This window comes from Synechococcus sp. PCC 7502, from assembly GCF_000317085.1.
GTDB lineage: Bacteria > Cyanobacteriota > Cyanobacteriia > Pseudanabaenales > Pseudanabaenaceae > PCC-7502.
In genome coordinates this window covers 464585-487802 of the sequence record NC_019702.1, presented here as the reverse complement: position 1 = coordinate 487802, position 23218 = coordinate 464585, and the positions used below count along the sequence as shown (strand labels likewise).

General features: G+C 41.3%; 31 protein-coding genes. 10 read left to right on the top strand and 21 right to left on the bottom strand.

Annotated elements, in window-relative coordinates:
• The first annotated feature begins 36 nt into the window (after positions 1-36).
• Genes SYN7502_RS02375 through SYN7502_RS02365 form a run of 3 tightly spaced genes read left to right on the top strand, consistent with a single transcriptional unit; the run spans position 37 to position 2320 of the window.
• On the top strand, positions 37-699 hold the full coding sequence (locus tag SYN7502_RS02375; RefSeq protein ID WP_015167301.1) for a response regulator: 663 nt from the start codon (positions 37-39) through the stop codon (positions 697-699).
• 58 nt (positions 700-757) lie between these two features.
• Positions 758-2092 (top strand): cytochrome c biogenesis protein, encoded by a 1335-nt coding sequence (locus SYN7502_RS02370; protein ID WP_015167300.1) that lies wholly within the window; start codon positions 758-760, stop codon positions 2090-2092.
• 27 nt (positions 2093-2119) lie between these two features.
• Positions 2120-2320 carry a DUF751 family protein gene (locus SYN7502_RS02365; protein WP_015167299.1) on the top strand — a complete coding sequence of 67 codons (201 nt, stop codon included), beginning with the start codon at positions 2120-2122 and terminating at the stop codon, positions 2318-2320.
• Here the strand turns inward: SYN7502_RS02365 and SYN7502_RS02360 are convergent.
• A complete protein-coding gene (locus tag SYN7502_RS02360; RefSeq protein WP_041429180.1) occupies positions 2291-3208 on the bottom strand; it encodes a bestrophin family protein in 918 nt (305 codons plus the stop codon). The two genes, SYN7502_RS02365 and SYN7502_RS02360, sit on opposite strands and share 30 nt — an antisense overlap.
• 7 nt (positions 3209-3215) lie before the next feature.
• Positions 3216-3911, bottom strand: a complete 696-nt coding sequence (locus tag SYN7502_RS02355; RefSeq protein WP_015167297.1) for a J domain-containing protein — start codon at positions 3909-3911, stop codon at positions 3216-3218.
• A gap of 22 nt (positions 3912-3933) precedes the next feature.
• Between SYN7502_RS02355 and SYN7502_RS02350 the strand changes: the two genes are divergently transcribed.
• Positions 3934-4599: a bifunctional 4-hydroxy-2-oxoglutarate aldolase/2-dehydro-3-deoxy-phosphogluconate aldolase gene (locus tag SYN7502_RS02350; RefSeq protein ID WP_015167296.1), complete on the top strand. Its 666-nt coding sequence runs from the start codon at positions 3934-3936 to the stop codon at positions 4597-4599.
• A gap of 33 nt (positions 4600-4632) precedes the next feature.
• On the opposite strand, the gene SYN7502_RS02345 is transcribed toward SYN7502_RS02350, so the two are convergent.
• The 6 genes from SYN7502_RS02345 to SYN7502_RS02320 form a co-directional block, all read right to left on the bottom strand.
• On the bottom strand, positions 4633-5349 hold the full coding sequence (locus SYN7502_RS02345) for a pyridoxine 5'-phosphate synthase (protein WP_015167295.1): 717 nt from the start codon (positions 5347-5349) through the stop codon (positions 4633-4635).
• 37 nt (positions 5350-5386) lie between these two features.
• Positions 5387-5995, bottom strand: a complete 609-nt coding sequence (locus tag SYN7502_RS02340) for a DJ-1/PfpI family protein (protein ID WP_015167294.1) — start codon at positions 5993-5995, stop codon at positions 5387-5389.
• Between the two features lie 116 nt (positions 5996-6111).
• Positions 6112-6678, bottom strand: a complete 567-nt coding sequence (locus tag SYN7502_RS02335; protein ID WP_041429769.1) for a hypothetical protein — start codon at positions 6676-6678, stop codon at positions 6112-6114.
• A gap of 71 nt (positions 6679-6749) precedes the next feature.
• Positions 6750-7103 carry a carboxymuconolactone decarboxylase family protein gene (locus SYN7502_RS02330; RefSeq protein WP_015167292.1) on the bottom strand — a complete coding sequence of 118 codons (354 nt, stop codon included), beginning with the start codon at positions 7101-7103 and terminating at the stop codon, positions 6750-6752.
• A gap of 202 nt (positions 7104-7305) precedes the next feature.
• Positions 7306-7989 (bottom strand): response regulator, encoded by a 684-nt coding sequence (locus tag SYN7502_RS02325; protein WP_015167291.1) that lies wholly within the window; start codon positions 7987-7989, stop codon positions 7306-7308.
• 65 nt (positions 7990-8054) lie between these two features.
• Positions 8055-8444: a DUF4189 domain-containing protein gene (locus SYN7502_RS02320; RefSeq protein WP_015167290.1), complete on the bottom strand. Its 390-nt coding sequence runs from the start codon at positions 8442-8444 to the stop codon at positions 8055-8057.
• Positions 8445-8665: 221 nt separating this feature from the next.
• On the opposite strand from SYN7502_RS02320, the gene SYN7502_RS02315 reads away from it, so the two are divergent.
• A complete protein-coding gene (locus SYN7502_RS02315) occupies positions 8666-9175 on the top strand; it encodes a tetratricopeptide repeat protein (protein WP_015167289.1) in 510 nt (169 codons plus the stop codon).
• Positions 9176-9210: 35 nt separating this feature from the next.
• Here SYN7502_RS02315 and SYN7502_RS02310 read toward each other — a convergent pair whose 3' ends face one another.
• From SYN7502_RS02310 to SYN7502_RS02300, 3 genes are all read right to left on the bottom strand, one after another.
• Positions 9211-10020: a CPBP family intramembrane glutamic endopeptidase gene (locus SYN7502_RS02310; protein ID WP_015167288.1), complete on the bottom strand. Its 810-nt coding sequence runs from the start codon at positions 10018-10020 to the stop codon at positions 9211-9213.
• Positions 10020-11498 (bottom strand): site-2 protease family protein, encoded by a 1479-nt coding sequence (locus tag SYN7502_RS02305; RefSeq protein WP_015167287.1) that lies wholly within the window; start codon positions 11496-11498, stop codon positions 10020-10022. Before SYN7502_RS02305 ends, SYN7502_RS02310 begins: the two co-directional genes overlap by 1 nt.
• Before the next feature lie 102 nt (positions 11499-11600).
• Positions 11601-12071: a hypothetical protein gene (locus SYN7502_RS02300; protein ID WP_144050158.1), complete on the bottom strand. Its 471-nt coding sequence runs from the start codon at positions 12069-12071 to the stop codon at positions 11601-11603.
• Between the two features lie 251 nt (positions 12072-12322).
• Here SYN7502_RS02300 and psbB point away from each other — a divergent pair, with 251 nt between their 5' ends.
• From psbB to SYN7502_RS02285, 4 genes are all read left to right on the top strand, one after another.
• Positions 12323-13855: a photosystem II chlorophyll-binding protein CP47 gene (gene psbB, locus SYN7502_RS02295; protein WP_015167285.1), complete on the top strand. Its 1533-nt coding sequence runs from the start codon at positions 12323-12325 to the stop codon at positions 13853-13855.
• 29 nt (positions 13856-13884) lie between these two features.
• Positions 13885-13992: a photosystem II reaction center protein T gene (locus tag SYN7502_RS18665; RefSeq protein WP_015167284.1), complete on the top strand. Its 108-nt coding sequence runs from the start codon at positions 13885-13887 to the stop codon at positions 13990-13992.
• 167 nt (positions 13993-14159) lie between these two features.
• Positions 14160-15488 carry a 30S ribosomal protein S12 methylthiotransferase RimO gene (gene rimO, locus SYN7502_RS02290; RefSeq protein WP_015167283.1) on the top strand — a complete coding sequence of 443 codons (1329 nt, stop codon included), beginning with the start codon at positions 14160-14162 and terminating at the stop codon, positions 15486-15488.
• A complete protein-coding gene (locus SYN7502_RS02285) occupies positions 15488-16504 on the top strand; it encodes an NAD(P)/FAD-dependent oxidoreductase (RefSeq protein WP_015167282.1) in 1017 nt (338 codons plus the stop codon). Before rimO ends, SYN7502_RS02285 begins: the two co-directional genes overlap by 1 nt.
• 8 nt (positions 16505-16512) lie before the next feature.
• Here the strand turns inward: SYN7502_RS02285 and cbiT are convergent, their stop codons facing one another.
• From cbiT to SYN7502_RS02255, 6 genes are all read right to left on the bottom strand, one after another.
• The gene (gene cbiT, locus SYN7502_RS02280) at positions 16513-17109 is read right to left on the bottom strand and encodes a precorrin-6Y C5,15-methyltransferase subunit CbiT (RefSeq protein ID WP_015167281.1); all 597 of its coding nucleotides are present in this window, start codon (positions 17107-17109) and stop codon (positions 16513-16515) included.
• Between the two features lie 3 nt (positions 17110-17112).
• On the bottom strand, positions 17113-17583 hold the full coding sequence (locus SYN7502_RS02275; RefSeq protein ID WP_015167280.1) for a hypothetical protein: 471 nt from the start codon (positions 17581-17583) through the stop codon (positions 17113-17115).
• Positions 17580-17927 (bottom strand): YtxH domain-containing protein, encoded by a 348-nt coding sequence (locus tag SYN7502_RS02270; RefSeq protein ID WP_015167279.1) that lies wholly within the window; start codon positions 17925-17927, stop codon positions 17580-17582. Before SYN7502_RS02270 ends, SYN7502_RS02275 begins: the two co-directional genes overlap by 4 nt.
• Positions 17908-18240, bottom strand: a complete 333-nt coding sequence (locus SYN7502_RS02265) for a hypothetical protein (RefSeq protein WP_015167278.1) — start codon at positions 18238-18240, stop codon at positions 17908-17910. The genes SYN7502_RS02270 and SYN7502_RS02265 overlap by 20 nt, the downstream gene beginning before the upstream one ends.
• 169 nt (positions 18241-18409) lie before the next feature.
• Positions 18410-19585, bottom strand: coding sequence for an LL-diaminopimelate aminotransferase (locus SYN7502_RS02260; protein WP_015167277.1), 1176 nt, complete (start codon positions 19583-19585; stop codon positions 18410-18412).
• A 13-nt stretch (positions 19586-19598) separates the two neighbouring features.
• Positions 19599-19808, bottom strand: coding sequence for a hypothetical protein (locus SYN7502_RS02255; RefSeq protein ID WP_015167276.1), 210 nt, complete (start codon positions 19806-19808; stop codon positions 19599-19601).
• 120 nt (positions 19809-19928) lie between these two features.
• On the opposite strand from SYN7502_RS02255, the gene pgl reads away from it, so the two are divergent.
• Positions 19929-20636: a 6-phosphogluconolactonase gene (pgl, locus tag SYN7502_RS02250; RefSeq protein ID WP_015167275.1), complete on the top strand. Its 708-nt coding sequence runs from the start codon at positions 19929-19931 to the stop codon at positions 20634-20636.
• A 15-nt stretch (positions 20637-20651) separates the two neighbouring features.
• Here pgl and SYN7502_RS02245 read toward each other — a convergent pair whose 3' ends face one another.
• The 4 genes from SYN7502_RS02245 to SYN7502_RS02230 are packed head-to-tail and all read right to left on the bottom strand — an operon-like array spanning position 20652 to position 23165.
• Positions 20652-20960 (bottom strand): DUF1816 domain-containing protein, encoded by a 309-nt coding sequence (locus SYN7502_RS02245; protein WP_015167274.1) that lies wholly within the window; start codon positions 20958-20960, stop codon positions 20652-20654.
• A gap of 51 nt (positions 20961-21011) precedes the next feature.
• The gene (rlmB, locus tag SYN7502_RS02240; protein ID WP_015167273.1) at positions 21012-22421 is read right to left on the bottom strand and encodes a 23S rRNA (guanosine(2251)-2'-O)-methyltransferase RlmB; all 1410 of its coding nucleotides are present in this window, start codon (positions 22419-22421) and stop codon (positions 21012-21014) included.
• A complete protein-coding gene (locus SYN7502_RS02235) occupies positions 22411-22803 on the bottom strand; it encodes a Mini-ribonuclease 3 (protein ID WP_015167272.1) in 393 nt (130 codons plus the stop codon). Before SYN7502_RS02235 ends, rlmB begins: the two co-directional genes overlap by 11 nt.
• Before the next feature lie 11 nt (positions 22804-22814).
• Positions 22815-23165 carry an STAS domain-containing protein gene (locus tag SYN7502_RS02230; protein ID WP_015167271.1) on the bottom strand — a complete coding sequence of 117 codons (351 nt, stop codon included), beginning with the start codon at positions 23163-23165 and terminating at the stop codon, positions 22815-22817.
• Positions 23166-23218: the final 53 nt, after the last annotated feature.

The following is a 23218-nucleotide window of genomic DNA, read 5'->3' as shown; positions in this document are numbered from 1 at the left end:
CCCTGACAATCATACAAATTAGTAGGCGGGTTGTACATGAGTATAAGTAAAGTACTGGTGATTGATGACAGCATCATGATCCGCAAAATGGTAAAGAGCATATTGGCAGACAAGTTTGAAGTTCTAGAAGCAAATGATGGGATGTCAGGGCTTGATACGGCGAAAAAAGTGGCACCAAATCTAATTTTGCTTGACTTTGTAATGCCTAAATATAATGGCTACCAGACTTTACAGGCACTGCGTCGAGTTGATACCCTCAAGGACATTCCCGTAATTATGATTTCGGGGCTAAGGGAACAAGTGGCGGAAAATGTACCTGAACCTTGGGACTTTGATTTTCTGGAAAAGCCGTTTGAACCAGAGGTGTTAATTTCTAAAATTGACCATCTCCTGCATACTGGCGTGCCAGCAGTTGCCGGGGCTATCCCCACTGAGGACTCCCGCAATTCCCAACGAGTACTCGATCGCCTTACTGCTACTGAAACTCTGCTTGCTCAGGGTATTGAAAACCTCATTCAACGAGAAGTAGTAGCCCGCATCAATACGTTATCTACCCGAGTCCAAAAACAAGAGGCTGCCTTAAATATCCTCGACAAGAAGCTAGACAGTATTTCTCAAAAACTAGAGCATCAAAATAAAGGATTAATGATTATTTTGCGTGAGATTAAGGCTTTACAAACCCAAGTTGCGAGCAAGTAAATATTAAAATAGAAGTTTACTGTTTCGCTTACTTTCTCATTTACAGTACCTAAGTATCTTGCTAAACTTCAATCCCAAATTTCTGCGCCGTGAACTATTACCAATCCTAGGAAACTTAAAGTTTGCGATCGCTTTGTTGCTAATCATTGCCCTTTTTAGTGTGTCTGGTACCGTCATTGAGCAGGGAGAGACCCTAGATTTCTATCAGCAGAACTATCCTGAGCATCCCGCTTTATTTGGGTTTTTAACCTATAAGGTTTTGCTATTAGCGGGGCTTAATCATGTATATAGCACTTGGTGGTTTTTAGCATTACTAATTTTATTCGGTACTAGTTTAACCGTTTGTACATTTACCCGTCAGCTACCCATGCTCAAGGTGGCAAAACGCTGGCATTACTATACCAAGCCCCAAAGTTTTAATAAGTTGGCATTAAGTACTGAATTAGTAGGGCGATCGCTGGATCAAATTGCGCCCGTTTTAACTAAATTTGGCTATGCTGTGTTTCAAGAGAATGATCAACTCTATGCCCGTAAAGGACTTGTGGGCAGAATTGGACCGATTTTGGTTCATGCCAGTATGTTGCTAATTTTATTAGGGGCAATTTGGGGGGCATTGGCAGGTTTTATCGGGCAGGAGATGATCCCCAGTGGGCAAACTTTTTCAATTAAAAATGTCACTGAAGCGGGTATTTGGTCACATATTCCCAAAACTTGGTCTGTAAAAGTTAATCGCTTTTGGATTGAATATACACCCAGTGGGGCGATCGATCAGTTCTATTCCGATCTTTCCGTCTTAGATAACAAATCTGGACAAGAACTGGATCGTCAGACTATTTATGTTAATAAACCCCTGCGTTACGATGGCATTACTTTTTATCAAGCGAACTGGGATATTGCGGCGGTACGTTTTACCCTAAATGCCAGTCCAGTCCTGCAATTACCGATGACGGCGTTACAGGCAAAGGGTACTAATAATAAGGTGTGGGGAGCATGGTTACCAACTAAACCCGATCTCAGTGCGGGAGTAACCCTAATCACTCCTGATTTACAAGGCACATTACTGATCTATGACGAGAAAGGCAACTTAGTATCCACGGTGAGAGCAGGAGGTAGCACCGAAGTTAATGGCGTAACTTTAACCATTAAAGAACTGGTAGGTAGCACGGGGTTACAAATTAAATCTGATCCGGGTATTCCTATTGCCTATACTGGCTTTGGGCTATTGATGCTAGGTGTAATCATGAGCTATGTGAGTCACTCGCAAATTTGGGTACTTAAATCTGGTAATAGTCTTTATATCGGCGGTAAAACTAATCGGGCGTTGGTGGGCTTTGAGTCAGAGATGATCCAAATTATTGAAAGTTTGCCAAATCCAGTTTTGAGTTTAGGATGATAAGGAAATAACTACTGAAAAATTTATATGAAAGAATTCTTTAAAAATGTTCTGAACTATCCTAAATACTTAATTGTGATTGTAGTAGGAATATTTACGGCGGCATTGCAACCCCTGGCACCATTTCTGAAAAAACCAGTTACAGCGATCGCTCTATTCAGTGCTGTCATCAGTGGATTTATCGGCTTATATTTTGTATTAAAGGCTATGCTCGGGATTGAAGTTTAATGTATCGGGGGTAAAAGCGATTACAGCTTCGCCGTTGTCGATAATATTTTGACAAATTTGCTCCAAGGGTAAATCATTGGGATCGGTACCAAAGGGCATTTCAATTTCATTAGCAATTTCTTCGACACCCAATAAAATAAAGCTCACCAATCCCACAAAGGCGGCTGTCCATAGTCCCAAACTTGCGACAAAATGAAAGGGCAGACTAAGGCAATAGATTAAAATCAAGCGTTTCAGATAAATACTATAGGCAAGGGGAATAGGGGTTTTACTAATGCGTTCACAGCCTGTTAAACCTTCTATTAAGCTATTTAGCGTATCAGTTGCCAGATGCAAATGTGTACTATCTAGCTGATGACAACGATATTGCTGATGCAGGTATGCGCTAATCCAAAATGTAATTTCTAAGGGGGGATTTGACACTTGTTCTAGTTTGAGAACTTCCGATGGTGAAACTAAAGATTGGAGAGATTGATCAATGGGTTCTTGGCGTAAATGCAGCTTAGTCGCGATCGCAAAGGCACTTAAAAGCCTAATAGCCCTGATTTTTGCAGCCTTAGACTTCTCATCAGTTTCAATAATTCCTAGTTGGATTTCCCTAGCCAGATTCCGAATATTAACTACCAGAGTTCCCCACAATTTCCGTCCTTCCCAAAACTTGTCATAGGCAGCATTTGTCCTAAATACCAGTAACAACCCCAAGACCAAGTTATAAACTACATTACCCGTAAGGCTTTCTAGGACTTCAGACGTGGGAATATAGTGGAGCTTATAAAGCCATGCCACCCCATAGGCAAACCCTGTAAACATTAACACCCGTGGCAAAACAATGGGGGCAACCGATCCCCGAAAATGTAATGCCATAATTAGCCATTGCCAACTTCTCATTAAGGTTTCATCGGGATAAATTTCTCACCGCATCAAAAGCATAGCTACGCATTTCATCGGCAATTCGCCATAGTTCCTGCCCCGTGTGCAAGTGATGATCATCAAAATTAAGGGTGAAATAATTAAGCTCTTCAATACCATCTCCCACTTGGTTAAGGCAGTGATATAGGTATGCAGCTACTCCCGCCGCCGAAGCAGGATTGGGCATTTTACGGAATAATATCTGGGCATAGTTAAAGGCATTGCGGCAATTTTGAATATATTCTTGGAAGTTATCTAATAAATCCTGATCAAAGGGATCATCAGCAAGTTGATCAATCTGATCATCGAGGTTGTCCAGAATTTGGTTAAGAATTTCTATGATCGGCTCATATACTTGGGTTAGCCATAGATCAAGTTTGCCATCTTCATCTAACCCCTGTGATCGCTTTTTAACTACGGTAGAAACATTAGAGGTATTAGAGTTTTTAGAAACCTTAGTGCTAAGTCCCATACTTTGATCGTAGGAGGCACGGGTTTGGGGATTACTTAGGATTTCGTAGGCAATATTAATTGCGGAAATTTGATCGTGGTTATTGAGGTCGTGATTGCAGTCGGGATGAAATTTTTTTACTAGTTTCCGATAGGCAAGTTTGATCTCCGCTTGGGGAGCTTGGTAATGCACTTGCAAAGTATGGTAATAATTATTTCCCGCCCGTGACATGATCTAGTCTAATTTAATCGTTATGAACCACTGGATTAGTTTACTTCAACAATATCGGATTTTCGCAGTAATTCGTGCTGCCAATGTTAGTACTGCCTATAAAATGGCGATCGCTGCTGCTTATGGCGGGATTAGACTCCTAGAAATTACTTGGAATACTGAATCTGTAGAGCTTTTAATTCCTCAACTTGTGGCAGAGTTACCCCATTGTCAAATTGGGACGGGTACAGTTTTAAATATAGATATGGCTAGGCAAGCGATCAAGATCGGCTGTAAATTCGTATTCACGCCCCATGTCGATCAAAACTTAATTCAATTAGCTAATCATGCCCATATCCCAATTATTGCTGGTGCTATGACTCCAACTGAAATTTTGCAAGCTTGGCAGTGGGGAGCGGATGCAGTCAAGATATTTCCTATAAAAACCCTTGGGGGGCAAGAATATATTAAATGTCTTAAGCCCGTACTGGAAAATATTCCCCTGATTCCTACGGGTGGAGTGACGGTGGATAATACGATCGATTTTCTTAAATCTGGGGCGATCGCAGTGGGCATTTCTACGGATTTATTTTTACCCCAAGCAATTCATAATCAAGATTGGCAAAAAATTAGCGATCGGGCAAAGTTAATTTGTACTCAAGTTGAGGAATTTAATCAGCATATCAATCAGATCAAGGGATTGTTTTGAATCACGGTGCCATTAAGTTAAATTTTAAAAATTTTAAATTATTAATGCTTTCATTTCTCTAACCGCTTGATCTAAGCCCACCAAGACAGCACGACTGATAATACTATGACCAATATTTAATTCTTCCATCCCCCTAAGCTGGGCGATTGCTTTCGTATTCCAGTAAGTTAGCCCATGTCCAGCATTAACTCGTAGCCCCAGTTCCAGTGCTAGTTCACAACCTAGGGATAAAAAGTCTAGTTCGTGTTTTAAGGTGTCTTCGGTTTTGGCATTGGCATAGGTACCAGTGTGCAGTTCCACAAATTTTGCCCCTGTTTGGCTTGAAGCTTTAATTTGACTGGGATCAGCATCAACAAATAGACTGACAGGAATTTGGGCATTTTGTAATTCTACTACGATTTTAGTTAGGCGATCGCCCAAACCAATCACATCCAAGCCTCCTTCCGTAGTAATCTCTTCCCGTTTTTCAGGAACCAGAGTAACGTAGTCGGGCTTAATATCTAGGGCAATTTCCACCATCTCAGGCGTTGCTGCCATTTCCAGATTTAAGTGAGTGCGAATCGTCTGCCGTAAAATGCGAACATCACGATCTTGAATATGTCGCCGATCTTCGCGCAAATGCACTGTAATCCCGTCTGCCCCAGCTAATTCAGCAATCACAGCCGCCGCCACTGGATCAGGTTCTATACCCCTGCGTGCCTGTCTAATTGTCGCCACGTGATCAATGTTAACGCCAAGGGTAGGAGCCATAGGTGAGAATAGTTGAAATATATAGAGTAATGAGTAACTAAGACGCAGATTCGATTTCTTTAACAAAGGCTTCGATAAACTGCATAGTTACACCCGGATGTTTACCTGTAATCAAATTGCCGTCAATTACTAAATCTGCGGTGGCATCACCTTCGTAAATCACATCACCACCAGCATTTTCCACATCACAAATAATATTATGGGCGCAGGTAACTTTTTTTCCTCTAATTAAATCGGAATCAGCACAAAATAGCCATAGACTGTGGCAAATTGTCCCAAGCTTAATCTTAGGATTATTAATTACCTTACGCAGAAATACAACGGCAGGAGCTTGATTTTTTTGCCCTTTTTTAACACTAGCCTGATACCTCAATCGATCTGTGGCATAGGCACCGATACAAATAAACCCTTTATAGTCATCTGGGTTAATGTCATTAATTTCTGTGGTAACTGTAACTTTTTCAATGGGGTCATAAATTCCATCATCGGGATTACCACCAAAATGCAAAGCAGGCTGTCCCCAAAGATGGGAAATATATTCTACTTCATAGCCATACTCAGGGAAGTGAGCATTAAAGAGACGGTATTCAGTTTGATCGAAATGGTCTTCAATAATTACGCCAATTTTACCTTTGATTTCAGTCATATCTTTATCTCCGTAGGATGTTTATTGAGGACTAAATTGGCAGGATTTAGATTAGGGAATGAGCCTTTATCTACCCAAATCTCTGCCAAACTTATGTATTGATTTATATTGATTGATTATGTAGTGATTAATGTTAGTAACTCAGGGGCAGCAAAGACATCCCTATAGAAGGTTAATTGTTCGCTCTTAAAGTAGCAACCACCACGGTGTCCACGTCTTACCCAGCAAACCATACCTTTGGCAAGAGTTTCATTGGTTGCATCATCAACACATTTCCACTCAAAGTGGACAAATTCTGACCAAAACTGCACAATTGGCCAACACATAGTTACCCCGGGTTGAGCAATTAATGCCCACCAATGTTGTTCTCGTTCTTTCTGCTCACCTAGTCCATAAAAAGGTCCATCTTGGCAAAGATAAACTAAGTCATCTCGATATTCACCAGTTAATAAGTCACCCCTGCCTTGTCGAAGTGCCTCGCAGTGGGTGGGCCACCATTCTTTATTTTCTAGCTCAATTTGGGCGGTAGTATAATCATCTCCGATTTGAGGTAGAGTTGCTTCTTTGAGAGCAATAAATGCTTCAGCATCACCTATAAGTTTTGCCTTTAATTCTTCAGAAACTAGTCCAGGTTTTGAATAATCAGCAGATAAATCTTTGTAGTAGTTAGTCCTTTTTTTCATAGTTTCTACAGATAAATTCTTTTGGGTGAAAGCATACACTAGGATGCAATGGATAAGGCTAATTTAAGTATTTAATCGGAATTAGAACTGCCGAGAACTTGATTGAGGGCAACAAAGGCACTAGCAGATTTATTAAAGCCAGCATAAACTGCCATAAATAGTAACAGTTCTTCGATTTCTTCACGAGTTGCACCTTGCTTGAGCGCCATATTGACATGAGCTTCAAAAGGACTACCAATCCCGATCTGGGTATTATTAACTAGATCAACCGCAATAGTGATAAAGGCTTTGGTTTTTTGATCGATTAGAGGTAACCCCCAAGCTTCGCCCGCAACACGGGTAACAAAGTCTCCAAATTTGGGATTAATTCCCGATAAACCAGCTTGAAGGTCTTTATCATCTAGTACAGCATTTTCGTAAGGCATTTTATTCTCCATTTAGCATTATTCAATGTAATTCAATGTATTGATAGCGATCGAGAAGCTAATAGATTAGTTAGTTTATAGATTAGTTATAAAGACAATTCTAAATCCTGCTAGGAATTTAAAATAGAAAGTTATGCCAATTCCTTACATAAGTATCTTTGGGTAGGCATTTCTAAAAAACTGGTTTCAGAGGGAGGAAGTCTTAGTCTATAACTTTGATGCGTCCAGACTGGAGATAGGTAAATATAATATTAATCTGCCCGTACTGAACTTGGGTTAGAGGAGTAGAGGAAAATAAACCATTAAAAATGGCTTTACTGAAGTGCATATAAGACTTGCGCGTTAGTTGCCCTGTATTGATTATCTGGGTCACAATTTCTTGCAAACTTATGTCTGGAGGATTTGTGGGTTCCTTAGATGTCTTAGAGATTTGGGGATCAGATTGGAGCTTAGTTTCACTCTGGAGGGTAGTAATTTTTTGGTTGACTGGTTTAGGAGCAACTGTGGGTGTGCGCTTTAAGGATCGGGCGATCGCTGCTCTCAATAAGACAGGATCAAAAGGTTTAGTTAAATAGTCATCGGCACCAAGTTCTGTACATCGCATCATGCTATCTAGGTCATCAATGGCAGACACCATGATCACGGCAATACTACTTAAGGCTTTATCGGCTTTAATTGCCTCCAGTACCTGATAGCCGTCCATACCTGGCATCATAATATCTAGTAATACTAAATCAAAGGGTTGCGATCGCAGCATTGTCATTGCCTCTTTACCGCTAGAAGCTAACTCTGCCGTGAAGCCTTCATATTTTAAGCGACGACGTAGAGTATCACGATTCATCTCGTTATCATCAACAACTAATACATTGAAACCGTCATTTGCCATGATTAGCTTTTCAGTTGATTTTACTTATCTACCATGATACTCAGAATAAATCCTAGTCAGTAATACTAATCAGTGCAGAAGGTCCTAACCACACGGCACCGAGAACCCACTGTGCTGCAGGATTCAAGGGCATACCGTTCTGCCAGAGCCTCATCAGTACCCCAACCTGTACCTGCTCCCCCATTGGATGCCTCAGCGATGCTACCACAGGCATTTTTAAACCACAGTAATGCTCTACAATCATCAGCACCTGAAACATTTGCACATTCCCGTCTTGCCCTGCGTTCTGCTTGCTCTCTAGTAGAAAAATTCCAAGCATAGCCTTTATCTCCAGTATTACGAGAACGGGCGATCGCTCCAAAATTGTCTGCCAGAGCTACTAGCTCACCACCAAATAAGATCGGCATCATTGTTAACATTGCTAAGGTTATGGGCTTACCAAGATTGAAAGACATAGGTTTTAGGGTTTTTCTTTGAATTAAGAATTAATATACTATGAAGCTAGTATGAATAATTTATTCCAAAGTTTAATTGCTGATTTGTTTCTCAGTTTGTTTATAAGTTTAAAGTTATGTTTACACAGAAATATTTTATAGAGGAATATTTTATTAATTACACTTAGGTAATGAGGTAATTTACCATAGGATTACTAAGGATAAAATTTTATAGAATCTTCATGGATAGTTTATTAGCGATCGCCTACCTCACCACATTAGTCACAATTTTAGGTATCTTGGGGTGGTTAGTAGTAAGACAAATTTATAAAAGTCGGCAGTTAGAATCAGTAATTAGTGATTTACAGCCAAAACTACAAAAAGAGACGGGAACGCCCATCGATTATTACAAACTGGGGAGCGTGTACCTAAATAAAAAACTCTATGCTAAGGCAATTTCTGAGTTTGAAAAATCCCTAAAATCTGGGGGAGAAGGAATGGCAGAAGTGCATAATGCCCTAGGTTTTGCCTATTTCTCTCAGCAACAGTTTGATCTGGCAATTAGAAAATATAAAGAAGCGATCGCTCTCCAACCCGAATATGTAATTGCGATAAATAACTTGGGGCATGTGTATGAGAAGAAAAAATTAATCCCTCAGGCCCTAGAGTCCTATCAACGGGTACTAGAAATCGCTCCTGACAATGAAACTGCAAAACGAAGAGCAGCATCTCTACAAAAACGGGTGTCGTAATTTTTACTAAAGCATTTTACTTAAGGTTTAGATACTTAAGATTTGGGTTTTAATCTAATCCCCAAGGCGATCGCTCCTAAAAACAATAAACCCATAATGCCTGCTAAAGGATTACCTCCTATGCCTGTGATCCATTCAGGTACGACTTGATTAGCTCGAATCCAGCTAGTGGTATTAACAATGTAAAAGGCTCCAACTAATCCACCGTGTAAACCAATTGCTAAGCCCAGACTGCCATTTTGCGATCGCCTTGCCCAAACTAAAGTCATTCCTAACAACATCAAACCCGGAAACTGCACCAAACGAGAGATTAAGACTTGAATGGGTTCAGATTTAATGAAATGGGTAATCGCAAAAAAGCTGCTATTCAACCACAGCGATCGCCCCGTGCCAAAATCCTTTTCCATTTCAGTTAATAGCAACCCCCGAAATAGTAATTCTTCTGCAAAACCTACCCCTAGACCTGTTAACACGCCTGAACCGATAGCACTAATCCAATCAATATTTGGCTGCCAACTTAACCACCCCCAACTAACTTGCAGCTCCATCAATAAAAATAAAGCCATAAAGCCAACACCAAAACCTGCTAAAAGCTCTAAAAAAAAGTAATGATTTCCTTCAGGATGCCTTCCCAAGCCATAGTAATAATAGGGGCGACCTACGCCTTCAACCTTACGTCCCCATACCCAAATTAATCCTACGAATAAAATGTAGAGTAAAATTCCGAGGGATACACTACTGGCTTCTTTGAAGATTAAATAAACTGGCAAAGCTATGGGGAGCCATAACCCTAATAAAATTCCTAAAAATGCTCCTAGTCTCAGTAAAAATGGATATTTAGCCACTAGCCTCCTATGCCCAATTTCTCCGCTACGGTTGCCGTCATGGGTAGTAAAGTTATCAACATCCAAAATAGAGCAAATATGCCCAAAGCATCACGATCGCCATCTAAATCACTCAACTCATTGTGCATAATCCCCTCTTGATCCCTAAGTAAAATCAAAATAATTCCGCCCCAATACAGTGCTAAAGGATTAATTAAAGTAGCGATCGCCAACACCAATAAAGTCAACAATGTAGCCGTACCAGCAGTTTTTCTGCCATACATAGCCTGAATAATTCTGCCCCCATCTAGCTGACCCGCAGGCAAAAGATTTAATGCCGTAATTACCAGTCCCAACCAACCTAAAACTACCAAAGGGTGAATTTCCACTAAATCGATATGCAATGCCCCACCCAAAGTTAGCTTTCCTAAAATTCCTACCAATACCGACGCTTGGAAAATTTGGCTAGGAATCTGCAAGTTGCCATCATGGTGACCTGAGAGTAATAAACCCACCACTAAAAATAGTAGAGATAATAACCCACTACAAATAGCAGGAGCGATCGCTAAATCAAACAAAACTTGACGATTAGGTAATGACGACTGAATTCGACTAAAAGCACCGAAAGCTCCCATTTGCGAAGAAGGCAAGAAAAAAGGCAAACCCAACTTGACCTCATACTTCTGTCCTATCCATCGCCAGCCTAACTCCCGCACCAGTAAAATTGCCCCAATCCCCAAACCAAACGGTAAACCTTCTAAAAACCGCTCAGGATGCAGACTCAAATCAATATTTCCCAACTGCGCTCCCAATGCAAGACAGGTGAGTATTGTACAAATTATTAAAATCACCGCTAAAATTTGCTGAGGTTTAGTCTCAGTTACTAATTCTCCTCGATTTGGCAAAATCATAACCACAGGTTTGGAGTCTTGACCAGACAAAAGAAATAACTCATACCTTTGCCCAAGGCGATCGCTTAAACTCTTAGATAAATGATGATAAACTGCTTCAGCTTCCCCCCTCATATTGCCTTTAAATACTAATCCCTGTTGAAAGGGGACGATCTCGGTGGCATAAAAAGTTTCAATGCCAAATATGCCCTGCATCTTTTTAATATCTTCAGGTTGAAGTTTAGAGCCTATCTCTACTTCTGACTTGCTTTTTAAATTAGGTTCTGGCTTTATTTCAAGGATTGGAGCAATCACCTGTTTTTTTAAAGTAGGCTTAGGTTGCTCATTCTGAACTTTACGCACAAATCTTCCTAACCAGATGTAGGCGATCGTCGATATAGAAAGCAATAATAAAAGCCCAGCAAGGCTGATAAATATACCGCTTAAAAATAAACCAAAATAGGCAATCCAAGGTAAAACCAACATTGATCCCTGTAGCCAAGCTAAAAAACTAAGCTTATTAAAGCCATTAGCTTTGCGTAAACTCCAGCCTAAAATTAAGCAGGCAAAGCCTAGAACCAACAATGGGAAAAAAGTATTTGAATTCATTTAACAACTAAAAATCCTGCTTTTACCTTAGGCTAACATGTTCACCTATAGAGTCACACTAAAACTCGTTCTGGAATTTAACTTGGAAGTCATTTTATAAAGTCAATTCAGATAAATTTCCCCAGATGGACTCACCCATAAACTAATGCGATCGACATTAAAATCTGCGGTCAAGTCAAACTCTACTTCCAGCAGCCCATTATCCCTTGTCCGTAAATCAACTTTTAAAAATCCGTTATCTATACGCCTAAAAGTTAAGGATATAGGTAATGACAACTTAAACAAACGAGACTCAGCTTGCCCCTCCAGAATAGTTTGACGGGTACCCAAATTACCCAAAAATTGGAATTTAATCCTAGCGTTAGTCTTATTAATCAATTTAACCGTCACACTCCCATTCACAGGCGTGACATTGCCATCAGGAGTCTGGATGGCTTCAATCGGAGGAGCAGTCAACACGGGAGGAGCTTCGGAGGGCAAAATTGGCTGAGATTTAGCACCCAAAGGTAAATTTACTAGTATAAGTATGGGCAAAATAGCGGTAGCAAACGTGCGTAATATCATGAAATTCATAATTTTTTGAGGATCTGCAATTAATAAAAAACAAATTACCCCATAGCAGCAATTTCGCTAAAAGACCACGATACCTAGATCAAATCAGTACAAGTCAGCAAAATAATGGAGCAATCATTCACATAAACCTACATAATTAGGGTAATATTAACCCAATTAGGACTTCTCAAGATTGTTATGTTCAACAATTGAATGTCCCGTTGGCATAAAATAAAAATCGTTAAGATCATTTATATAAAGGAAATTAGCAAATGGGATTACCTTGGTATCGAGTGCATACAGTTCTCCTGAATGATCCAGGTAGACTGATTGCTACTCACCTCATGCACACCGCCCTTGTCGCTGGATGGGCAGGTTCAATGGCTCTCTATGAAACAGCAACTTTCGATCCTAGCGATCCTATTCTCAATCCCATGTGGAGACAGGGTATGTTCGTATTGCCTTTTATGGCGAGGCTAGGAATTACTGATTCTTGGGGTGGTTGGAGTGTAACTGGTGAAGCAGCAAAATATACAGGTTTATGGACTTTTGAAGGTACAGCTGTAGCTCACATTGTCCTTTCAGGGTTATTGTTTTTGGCTGCCTGTTGGCATTGGGTTAACTGGGATTTGGAACTCTTTAGAGACCCACGCACTGGTGAGCCAGCCCTAGACTTGCCCAAAATGTTCGGAATTCACTTATTTTTATCTGGCATCCTCTGTTTTGGCTTTGGCGCATTCCACTTAACTGGTTTATTTGGACCTGGAATGTGGGTGTCCGATCCCTACGGACTGACTGGACATGTTCAACCTGTGGCTCCTGAATGGGGACCTAACGGATTTAATCCTTTTAATCCAGGAGGGGTTGTGGCTCACCATATTGCCGCAGGTATCGTTGGCATTTTGGCGGGGCTATTTCATCTGACTGTACGTCCACCTGAGCGTTTATACAAGGCTCTCAGAATGGGAAATATTGAAACTGTTCTTTCTAGTAGTATTGCAGCGGTATTTTTCGCAGCCTTTGTTGTAGCGGGAACTATGTGGTACGGTGCAGCAACTACGCCGATTGAATTGTTTGGACCTACTCGCTATCAGTGGGATAATAGCTACTTCCAACAGGAAATTGATCGCCGTGTTCAAGCAGAATTAAGATCGGGAGCAACCCTATCCGAAGCTTGGTCATCTATTCCCGATAAACTAGCATTCTACGACTATGTAGGTAATAGCCCAGCTAAGGGTGGATTATTCCGTGTTGGTGCCATGAACAGTGGTGATGGTGTAGCTCAAGCTTGGGCTGGACATCCAGTATTTAAAGATAAAGATGGTAGTGAATTAACTGTAAGACGTTTACCTAACTTCTTTGAAACCTTCCCTGTGGTTTTACAGGATAAAGATGGGATAGTTAAAGCTGATATTCCTTTCCGGAGAGCTGAATCTAAATATAGTTTTGAGCAAGCGGGTATTTCTGTAACCCTATATGGAGGAGAGCTAAACGGTAAAACTTTTACTGATGCTCCTACTGTTAAGAAAATCGCTCGTCAAGCACAACTAGGCGAAACCTTTAACTTTGATGTAGATAAGTTCAGTTCGGATGGGGTATTCCGCACTAGCCCTAGGGGTTGGTTTACCTTTGCCCATGCAGTGTTTGCTCTGTTCTTCTTCTTTGGTCATATTTGGCATGGTTCTAGAACTCTGTTCCGTGATGTATTTGCAGGTATTGACCCAGAGCTTGATGAAGAGCAAGTAGAATGGGGTGCCTTCCAAAAAGTTGGAGACAAATCTACTCGTGTTAGAGCTGAGGCTTAATTTAAGGCTTAACAATTTACGGAAAAATTATGGAAACTATTACCTACGTTCTAATCTTTGCTAGTCTAATCGGTCTATTTTTCTTTGCGATCTTCTTTAGAGAGCCACCTAAAATTAATACTGGGAAGAAAAAATAGTCATTTAATTTATTTCTAAGGTCTATTTCTAAAGTCAATTTCTTACAAAATTACCCCTGATTGGAAATCCACCTTTTGGGGGTTTTAAGTTTTGATCATTTCATCTCTATTTATTGACAATACCTAAAGTTAAACAGCACGCAAAAGTTATTTCTGGCAAGACATTTATGATTCCAACTATCAAGCCCACGATCGCCATTTCCCATTTGGGCTGTGAAAAAAATCGTGTAGATACTGAACATATGCTAGGACTACTGGTGCAAGCTGGCTATGGGGTGGATAGTAATGAAGAGTTGGCAGACTATGTAATTGTTAATACCTGTAGTTTTATTGAAGCAGCGCGAGAAGAATCTGTTAGAGCTTTGGTAGAACTGGCGGAAATGGGAAAACGAATCGTAATAGCAGGATGTATGGCGCAACATTTCCAACAAACCCTACTTGATGAAATTCCAGAGGCAGTGGCATTGGTGGGAACGGGAGACTACCATAAAATTGTGAATGTAATTGAGCGGGCAGAGGCGGGAGAACGAGTTAAGGAAATATCCCAAGAGCCAACATATATTGCCGATGAAACTGTGCCAAGGTACCGTACTACTAATCAGTCTGTGGCTTATGTGCGGGTAGCAGAGGGTTGTGACTATCGCTGTGCTTTTTGTATAATCCCCCATCTTAGAGGTAATCAGCGATCGCGATCTATTGAATCCATCGTGACTGAGGCACATCGCCTTGCGAGTGAGGGGGTCAAAGAACTGATCCTAATTTCCCAAATTACTACTAATTACGGGCTAGATTTATATGGGCAACCTAGACTTGCAGAACTCTTAACAGCTTTGGGTGAGGTAGATGTCCCTTGGATTCGGATGCACTATGCCTATCCTACAGGCTTGACCCCGAAAGTAATTAAAGCTATGCAATCTATCCCAAATGTATTGCCTTATTTAGATTTACCACTTCAGCACTCCCATCCTGATATGCTCAGGGCAATGAATCGTCCTTGGCATGGTCGGGTTAATGACAAAATTATTGAACAAATTAAAACGGCAATTCCCAATGCGGTGATGCGAACGACTTTAATTGTAGGATTTCCGGGCGAAACCGAGGCACAGTTTCAACATCTTTTAGAATTTGTACAGCGTCATGAGTTTGATCACGTTGGGGTATTTACCTATTCGGCGGAAGAGGGTACTCCTGCCTATGACTTGCCTGATCAAATTCCTGAAGAAATTAAAGAGGCAAGAAAAGATGCAATTATGGCTGTCCAGCAGGACATTTCATTGCGTAAAAATCAGGCGGAAATCGGTAAGATCGTTAATGTTTTAATTGAGCAAGAGCATCCTGAAACTGGAGAATTAATTGGGCGATCGCCTAGGTTTGCCCCGGATGTGGATGGAGTAGTATATCTTAAAGACCCTCAGCATAAAGCGAGCTTGGGAGAAATGCTCTCTGTGCAAATTACGGGTGCTGATCATTACGACCTATTTGGAGAAATTAAGTAATGTATGATGTGGTGGTGATTGGGGCAGGTTTAGCAGGGTTAAGCTGTGGGAAGGAATTACGACAGGCAGGGCTAAATATCAAAATTGTAGAAAAGGCGGCAGGTGTTGGCGGACGGCTAGCGACCAGAAGATTGCAGGGAACTTGGGCAGATCACGGTGCTCAGTATGTCAGTGTCCACAATGAAGTATTTGGTAGATTTATTCATAGTCTGGAACAACAGGGTATTGTCAAAGAATGGACACGTTCGATCACTCAATTGAGTCCAGATGGTAGTCAATTCTCTAGTTCGGGTTGGCTTTATCCCCGCTATACTTCTCCCTTCGGGATGACAGCGATCGCCAAACATTTAGCCACAGATCAAGATATTTTACTGAAAACTAGAATTGTTGAGGTTAAAGTTCAAGACCAACAATGGTATCTGACTACCGAAACTGGTGAACAAATATTTGCGTCCGCAATCGTTTCCACTATACCTGCACCACAATTTTTAGGATTATTTCAAAGCGTGCTGGGGGCAAACTCTCAATTACTTAAGACCGTGCAGTCAGTCAAGTTTCATCCCAATATTACAGTTATGGCGGGATATGCTAAAACTCAAGCTATACCTGAGCAATGGCGAGCTTTTCGCTGCGTTGATGATTTTATCTTAAGTTGGATCAGCTATGACAGCAGTAAACATCCCGACCAAGTTACCCAACCAGTATTTGTGTTTCAAAGTACCTCGCAGTTTGCACGACATTCCCTAGAAGAAACCGACTTAGAGAAAGTAGGTAAGGCAATTTTACTGAAGGCGGGGGAATACTTGGACAGTTGGTTGAGTCAACCAGAGTGGTGGCAGTTGCAACGGTGGCGATATGCCCTTGTGGAAGAGGCTTTAGAAGTTGATTGTTTAACTACTAAAATGCCTTTACCTTTGGTTTGTGCAGGGGATTGGTGTGCTGGCAAAAATCTTGAGGGTGCCTACTGTTCCGGGATTGCAGCATCTAGTACGGTTCGAGACTTAATTAATCGTTAACTAATTTTTTAACTAATTTTATCCCCACTTAAAATAAAAATTGGGTTAACTGCCGCAAAAATTTGGCGGTTACCTCTAGTTTCAAGGCGGTTAAAAGATGACTGTACTACTTCTATATTGCGAACTTGTAGTTGAGAAAAGCTTTCAGATATTTTATACAGTCCTTCAAGGGTGGCAGCAGTGGCGATGATTCTGCCCCCGGTCGCTAATCGATTCCAGCAGTACTCCAAAATTTCTTTAATTGTTAGCCCACCCTCTACTAGAATTCGATCTGGAATATCTGTAAGAACATCTAGGCATTCTGGCGCACTCCCATTAATAATTTCTGCATTTTTAATCCCAAATTTCTGGCAATTGCGATCAATTAAACCCGTTACCTCTTGATCCCGCTCGATCGCTACAATTTTACAGCTAGGACATAGTAATCCTACTTCCACTGGGATCGTGCCTGTACCTGCGCCAATGTCCCAAAATACAGAATGCGATCGCAGGCGTAAATGACTAATTAGGAGTAACCTCACCTCACATTTACTCAGGGGAATACCAGGTAAGCGGTCAAACATCTCATCGGGGATCCCAGGTGTGGCATAGTTCCAAAGCACCATAACTTATTCATCTCTTGAATTAATTACATCATCTCTATCAGTTCGATCAGCTATTTGATTGCGTTGTGATGCCTCAGGGAGTTGCCTAAGGGGATTACCATTTTTACGTTTAGGCTTACTAAATGCCTTCCACCCTGCTTTTAAGCCCGCAAAAGCACTACGGGTAGTTATAGATACACTCTCTGCCTGCTTCTTAACCCCTTTAATACTGTCATTTACCTGCTTAACCGCTTCCCCAGCATTTTTGGCACCCTGATTTAATTCGTCGCTTAATTCACTGATTTCCAGTCCAGTTAATCGGATTGCCTCGAGGGTGGGAGGAAGTTCACGGGAAAGGGTATCTGCTAGTTTTTGGACACTGCGCCCCGCTTTGGCTAACTCTTGAAAGGCAGGAATAGCAGTTACTAGCAGAGCAGTTAAACTTGCTGCCACCAGTAAAATTGATAATCCCAACCAAAACAACGGCTCGATCATAAATTATCTTCATCTGCATTGATGCTGGGAACCTTCATAGCATTGAGTTCTTGGCGTAACTTTTGGCTGGCATCTTTCCCCACTGCGATCGCCTCCTGCATTCTTTCAATCGTACTATCAATGGTTTTTCCTGCTTGTTCTGTAAAGCGATCAGCTTGCTGCTGCACGTTGGCACTAATATCATTGGCAATATCGCTGGCAATTTCAGGAATGGCATCTGCCGATTTACGCAATAGTCTGCGGGTTTCTTTCCCAGTTTTGGGAGCAAGCAATAAACCTAAAACCGTACCCACAGCACCACCGATTAAAAATCCGCCGATAAATTTACCTGTGCCGTTTGCCATAGCGATCGCTCCTTCTAGAATTCTTCCGAAATTTACCCAATGACTGTAACCGACTGACGATAGATAGAATCAGTTGGACTCGTTTGATTTGCGGTAATAAATTTTTATACTGCACTTTAGCAACAGCCGCCCCTTGCTGGGCAATTAGAATTGCTGGTGGTGAAACCGATAATCCTTGCTCACAGGCACGGGCGTAGCCATTTACTGTATTAGCTACAGAATTTAAAACTACCCTCAATTGCCAAGCTTGCCAACTAGCCCAGAGTAGTCCCAAGCTCAATAGCAAGTGTATAGTAACAACAATCCAAACCATATTCATCTTAAGATATTGTTTGCTCTAGTTTTTGTGATTTGCCTAATGCCTATTTATACTTATTGGCTGCGATCTCCATAGCTTTGATTAAGATTAATCATATAGGGCAGAATCAGATTTTGAGCCAGTTATTGCATTAATTATTAAATTTGCGTCTTAAATTTGTGTCCTAAAATTGTCCAGAATTAAAATCACCAATACGCTGTGCTGCTGTCGTAAGCAATTCAGGCGGATGTACCAATGCTAACCGCACATAACCCTCTCCACATTTACCAAAGCCATTACCGGGTGATAAAGCCACTCCCGTAGATTGGATTAAATTTAAGCAGTATTTTACGGAATCAAACTTTTTCCTCAGTTGCTGTGGTAGCTGCGCCCAAATATACATAGTTGCATCGGGGATCGGTACGTCCCAGCCAATGGTATGAAGGGCATTTACCATAACGTCTCGACGGTGTTTAAATGTGTTTGCGACTGCCAGAATTTCCCCGTCTTTACTATTTAGAGCCGCGATTGCTCCCCGCATAATGCCTTGATATTGATTAAAATCCACTACAGCTTTGACTTCACGTAGTGCCTGAATTAAATTGCGATTACCAACGGCAAACCCAACCCTAAATCCCCCCATGTTATAGGACTTAGACAGGGTAAAAAACTCAATGCTAACACTGCGATCGGGGTCTGCTTGGAGAATCGATGGAGCCTTTGCCCCATTAAACACTAGATCAAGGTAAGGAAAATCATGGACTAAAACTAGATTGTGAAGCTGACAAAATGCCACTGCCGACTGCAAAAATTCTAAAGAAGCGATCGCCGTCGTCGGATTATGGGGGTAGCTCAACACCATCATTTTTGCCGCAGTCACAATCGGCTTGGGAATATCAGCAAATACAGGTAAATACTGATTCCCTGCCCGTAAAGGCATCCCATAAATTTGTCCAGAGGCTAAATGAATACCGCCATAGTGGGACGGATAGCCAGGGTCTTGTAAAAGGGCATAGTCGCCGGGATTAAGAATAGCTAGGGGTAAGTGCGCTGTTCCTTCTTGAGAGCCAATTAATGGTAAAACCTCGGTTTCGGGATCGACAGTTATACCAAATCGGTTAATGAGCCAATTCGAGACGGCAATGCGAAAGTCTTTAGTACTGGCAAATAAGGAATAACCGTGGGTCTGGGGATCTTTTAAAGCGGTGGAGATCGCTTCTAAAATTTTTGGAGATGTGGGTAAATCTGAAGAACCTAAGGATAAATCAATTAAGCTATGCCCTTGAATTAGGCTCTTGGCTTTGTCCATATCGGCAAAGACATTATGAGCTATGGGCTTAAGGCGATCGCTAAACTGCATTTATTTGCATTTTTTATTGATTACTGGCAATATCCCGAATTAGAGGAATGCGATCGCTAATATAACTACTTAGATCGTCTTCTTGGTGGCGATCTAGACATAATCTTTGTCTTACCTGATCGGTCAACCAGTTTGTTAGCTTATCATCTTCAAGGTGCAGGATCAGATTAGGTTGGGCTTGATATACTAAGTTCCAAAACAAACGCATAATAGATGGAGTCATAGGGCAGTACCTCGGCTTAAGATTTCCGTAACAATTGCCTTTCCCAAATTAAACCATTGAAAAGCTGAACAGTCAAAGATCACACAAAACACTACAAAATTTTAGAAATCCACTCAGATTATGGTTAAGAATATTCATATTTCTAGACATGTTGAAACTTTAAGCGATCGCTCTGCCTTAACTGCTAGAGCTTTAGAGTTAGTGTTAAATGCTTACCAAGAATCTATAGCTGTTAATAATAAATTTACGTTAGTAGCCTCTGGCGGCAGTACTCCCAAGCTCCTTTACGAAAAATTGGCAGAACAAAACCTAGATTGGCAAAAAGTGCATGTATTTTGGGGCGATGAACGTTATGTCCCTGTTACCGATCCCCAAAGTAATGAAGGTATGACCCGTAAAGCTTGGTTAGATCATGTGGCTATTCCACCCGAAAATATCCATCCAATGCCTACGGATGAATCTGATCCAGCGATCGCTGCTCAAAAATATGAAACCCACTTACAGGAATTTTTTAACCTTAATATTGGTGAATATCCCAATTTTGATTTAATTTTATTGGGGCTGGGCGATGATGGACATACCGCATCTTTATTTCCCCATACCAAGGCTCTAACTGTGAGCGATCGCTTAATTACTGTCGGAGAGAAAGATCAACAACCGCGTTTAACCTTTACTGCCCAGTTAATTAATCAAGCCAAACAAATTCTATTCCTAGTCCCAAGCGCAGGTAAGGAAAATGCCTTAAAAGCAGTGATGGCAGAATCAGAGGATGATCAACTTTATCCCGCCCGCCTAATCACTAAAACCGCAACTTGGCTAATTACCTAGTATTTATATCTGCAATTAACTAATCTGATTGGTCAAAACTAATTTGTGGGTACTGCCGTTAAGGAGATCATCCGCAGATTCGTCAAAGATGGTTAATTCTTGAGGCTTACAGCGTTTAACTACTATTGACTTAATTATGGCTTTTTCGCTCTCTAGGTCTTCCACATAGCCGCTTTTAACAATTTCTGCTTCAGCAATACCAGAAAAAGGACCAAAGTAGTATGTGCAAGTTGGAGACTCAGTAACTATTTCTACCCATACAGCGACTCCAATTGTATCTACAAAAGAGATAAATATTTCCTTTAAGTTATCAGTTACTTCCATCACTGAAACACCTTTAATAAAAATTTACAACTATCTTACACTAGGTATTTCTTACATAGTGTTCAAACTTAACTTATTTACCCATCTCTGCCTAAATATTTCATATAACGCCATACCTGTAGCTACAGAAGCATTTAAACAGTTGGTTTTTCCTTCAAGGGGAATTGAGACTAAAATATCACAGGATCGCTGAATCGTTAAGCTTAATCCTTCTCCTTCTGCCCCGACGACTAAAGCGATCGCCCCATCAAATTTAACCTTATGCACAGGTTGCCCCGCATCAGCAGCCGTACCATAAATCCAAAATCCGTCAGTTTTTAACTGCTCTAACGCCCGATTCAGATTAATTACCCTTGCCACAGGAAAGTTTTCCAAAGCTCCTGCCGCCACCTTAGCAACCGCAGAAGTTACTCCCACTGCCCGACGTTGGGGAATCACAATTCCCTGTGCACCTAAAGCCTCTGCCGAGCGAATTATGGCACCTAAGTTATGAGGATCAGTAATGCTGTCTGCAACAATAATCACGGGCTGATTAGATTTGGCTTTGGCTGTAGCAATCAATTCATCTAGTTCCACATATTCGTAGGCAGCCACCTGTGCCACAATACCTTGATGTTTAGCATAGTTAGTAATTTGATTGAGGCGACTAATATCAACTTCATCAATTACGGCTCCGATCGCCTTAGCGGCTGTAACCAAGGGTAAAAAATCTGGGGCATAGCGCAGTTTCGGTGTAACCCAAATGCGATGAATTGACCTTCCCCCTTCAGAAATTGCAGAGGAAACCGCATGGCGACCATAGATTAAGTCTGGATTTTCTTCTAGGTCATAACTAGCAGAAGTTTGGGAGTCAGAATTATCTTTATTGCGATCAAATCTTTGCTCTGATTTAAATCCTTTAAGGTCTGACGATCTAGTAGCTATAAATTTACGACCTTCCGATCTTTCAATTTTCTTTCCTTCTGGTCGATCTGATCCATAGCCCGAATAGCGATCGCTATAATCTGAGTTACGATTTCTGATTGGCTTAATAGGTGGTTCAAACCCACGATCATCTTCTTGATTAAATGAGCGATCAGGGGAATCAGAACGATCACGATCAGGTCTAGGCACATAACCCGAAGCCTTAAGCACTGGCTTACTAGGCTCTTGATTTGATTGATTATGAGATAAGGGCTGGCGATCGCGGCGATCAAGACGCTCTGGACGATCCCACTCTTCCGATGATTTGCGTTGTGGACGAGGGGGAGTATATCTATTCGGTCTTTCATTTAGTCTTTCTTCAGAGCGCTCTCTATTTCGATCAAAGGAACGATCATGCTCATGCCGATCTCGCCGATCATAAGCCTGAGATCGATCTGGTTTTTCCCAATTATCTCTGCGCTCATACTGATCCCCACTAGAGGATTGCTCAGAAGAACGCTTGGGCTTGCCGATGGAGGCTTTGTTTTTAAATTTCATGGTCTATTTGTTCAAAAATTTGGTGCAGGCGATCGTGATCAGTGAGGTAGAGGTAACCAATTAAAGTCTCAAAACCCGTTGCTTTTTGATAAATTGCTGGATCAATGTTCCGAGAGGCGTAACCTGCGGCATTACGTCCTCTTTTCACTAGGTCAGACTCTGCATCATTAAGAAATAGCGTTTGAATGAGGCGATCAAGTTGCTTGGCTTGATTTTCAGCCCTAACTTTTGCTACGACAAGTTGATGATAGGCACTGGCTGTACGCGGAGGACTGAGGTAGTACATTCTAACATGCAACTCATATACCGCATCACCAATATAGGCAAGTGAGGGTGTAGAAATTTCAGCGACCGTAGCATTTGGAATCTTGAATAATGACATTAAGTCATCCCCTAAGCCGCACCACTCGCCAAATTCTCAAGAGCTGATTCAATATTTGGTTGTAGAGACAAAAACTGTTCTAATCTTACTAATTTTACAGTCTGGGTTACACGGGGGTTACTGATTACTTGAAGCTTCCCATTTACACTTTGGGTTTTTTTTGCCATCTGCACCAACACGCCTAAACCTGAACTGTCAATAAAATCAATTGCTGACAGGTCTAAAATTATATTTGTGGGTCCATCATCAATACATTTACTGACAACTCGACGAAAATCGGGTTCAGAGAAAGCATCTAACAGACCAGTGAGGCGAAATATTTGATAGTTTTCCTTGACTTCGCGGCTGCCTCTCAAACTCACAGTCAGGTTTAGTTGTTCGGGAATAGCGACCTCCTAAAAGGTGACAGGATACC

Excerpts from the sequence above, each read along its gene's own strand:
- SYN7502_RS02375 (WP_015167301.1), top strand. The coding sequence starts at position 37 with ATGAGTATAAGTAAAGTACTGGTGATTGATGACAGCATCATGATCCGC.
- SYN7502_RS02365 (WP_015167299.1), top strand. The coding sequence starts at position 2,120 with ATGAAAGAATTCTTTAAAAATGTTCTGAACTATCCTAAATACTTAATT.
- SYN7502_RS02360 (WP_041429180.1), bottom strand. The coding sequence starts at position 3,208 with ATGAGAAGTTGGCAATGGCTAATTATGGCATTACATTTTCGGGGATCG.
- SYN7502_RS02355 (WP_015167297.1), bottom strand. The coding sequence starts at position 3,911 with ATGTCACGGGCGGGAAATAATTATTACCATACTTTGCAAGTGCATTAC.
- SYN7502_RS02350 (WP_015167296.1), top strand. The coding sequence starts at position 3,934 with ATGAACCACTGGATTAGTTTACTTCAACAATATCGGATTTTCGCAGTA.
- SYN7502_RS02345 (WP_015167295.1), bottom strand. The coding sequence starts at position 5,349 with ATGGCTCCTACCCTTGGCGTTAACATTGATCACGTGGCGACAATTAGA.
- SYN7502_RS02340 (WP_015167294.1), bottom strand. The coding sequence starts at position 5,995 with ATGACTGAAATCAAAGGTAAAATTGGCGTAATTATTGAAGACCATTTC.
- SYN7502_RS02335 (WP_041429769.1), bottom strand. The coding sequence starts at position 6,678 with ATGAAAAAAAGGACTAACTACTACAAAGATTTATCTGCTGATTATTCA.
- SYN7502_RS02330 (WP_015167292.1), bottom strand. The coding sequence starts at position 7,103 with ATGCCTTACGAAAATGCTGTACTAGATGATAAAGACCTTCAAGCTGGT.
- SYN7502_RS02325 (WP_015167291.1), bottom strand. The coding sequence starts at position 7,989 with ATGGCAAATGACGGTTTCAATGTATTAGTTGTTGATGATAACGAGATG.
- SYN7502_RS02320 (WP_015167290.1), bottom strand. The coding sequence starts at position 8,444 with ATGTCTTTCAATCTTGGTAAGCCCATAACCTTAGCAATGTTAACAATG.
- SYN7502_RS02315 (WP_015167289.1), top strand. The coding sequence starts at position 8,666 with ATGGATAGTTTATTAGCGATCGCCTACCTCACCACATTAGTCACAATT.
- SYN7502_RS02305 (WP_015167287.1), bottom strand. The coding sequence starts at position 11,498 with ATGAATTCAAATACTTTTTTCCCATTGTTGGTTCTAGGCTTTGCCTGC.
- SYN7502_RS02300 (WP_144050158.1), bottom strand. The coding sequence starts at position 12,071 with ATGAATTTCATGATATTACGCACGTTTGCTACCGCTATTTTGCCCATA.
- psbB (WP_015167285.1), top strand. The coding sequence starts at position 12,323 with ATGGGATTACCTTGGTATCGAGTGCATACAGTTCTCCTGAATGATCCA.
- SYN7502_RS18665 (WP_015167284.1), top strand. The coding sequence starts at position 13,885 with ATGGAAACTATTACCTACGTTCTAATCTTTGCTAGTCTAATCGGTCTA.
- rimO (WP_015167283.1), top strand. The coding sequence starts at position 14,160 with ATGATTCCAACTATCAAGCCCACGATCGCCATTTCCCATTTGGGCTGT.
- SYN7502_RS02285 (WP_015167282.1), top strand. The coding sequence starts at position 15,488 with ATGTATGATGTGGTGGTGATTGGGGCAGGTTTAGCAGGGTTAAGCTGT.
- cbiT (WP_015167281.1), bottom strand. The coding sequence starts at position 17,109 with ATGGTGCTTTGGAACTATGCCACACCTGGGATCCCCGATGAGATGTTT.
- SYN7502_RS02275 (WP_015167280.1), bottom strand. The coding sequence starts at position 17,583 with ATGATCGAGCCGTTGTTTTGGTTGGGATTATCAATTTTACTGGTGGCA.
- SYN7502_RS02270 (WP_015167279.1), bottom strand. The coding sequence starts at position 17,927 with ATGGCAAACGGCACAGGTAAATTTATCGGCGGATTTTTAATCGGTGGT.
- SYN7502_RS02265 (WP_015167278.1), bottom strand. The coding sequence starts at position 18,240 with ATGGTTTGGATTGTTGTTACTATACACTTGCTATTGAGCTTGGGACTA.
- SYN7502_RS02260 (WP_015167277.1), bottom strand. The coding sequence starts at position 19,585 with ATGCAGTTTAGCGATCGCCTTAAGCCCATAGCTCATAATGTCTTTGCC.
- SYN7502_RS02255 (WP_015167276.1), bottom strand. The coding sequence starts at position 19,808 with ATGACTCCATCTATTATGCGTTTGTTTTGGAACTTAGTATATCAAGCC.
- pgl (WP_015167275.1), top strand. The coding sequence starts at position 19,929 with ATGGTTAAGAATATTCATATTTCTAGACATGTTGAAACTTTAAGCGAT.
- SYN7502_RS02245 (WP_015167274.1), bottom strand. The coding sequence starts at position 20,960 with ATGGAAGTAACTGATAACTTAAAGGAAATATTTATCTCTTTTGTAGAT.
- rlmB (WP_015167273.1), bottom strand. The coding sequence starts at position 22,421 with ATGAAATTTAAAAACAAAGCCTCCATCGGCAAGCCCAAGCGTTCTTCT.
- SYN7502_RS02235 (WP_015167272.1), bottom strand. The coding sequence starts at position 22,803 with ATGTCATTATTCAAGATTCCAAATGCTACGGTCGCTGAAATTTCTACA.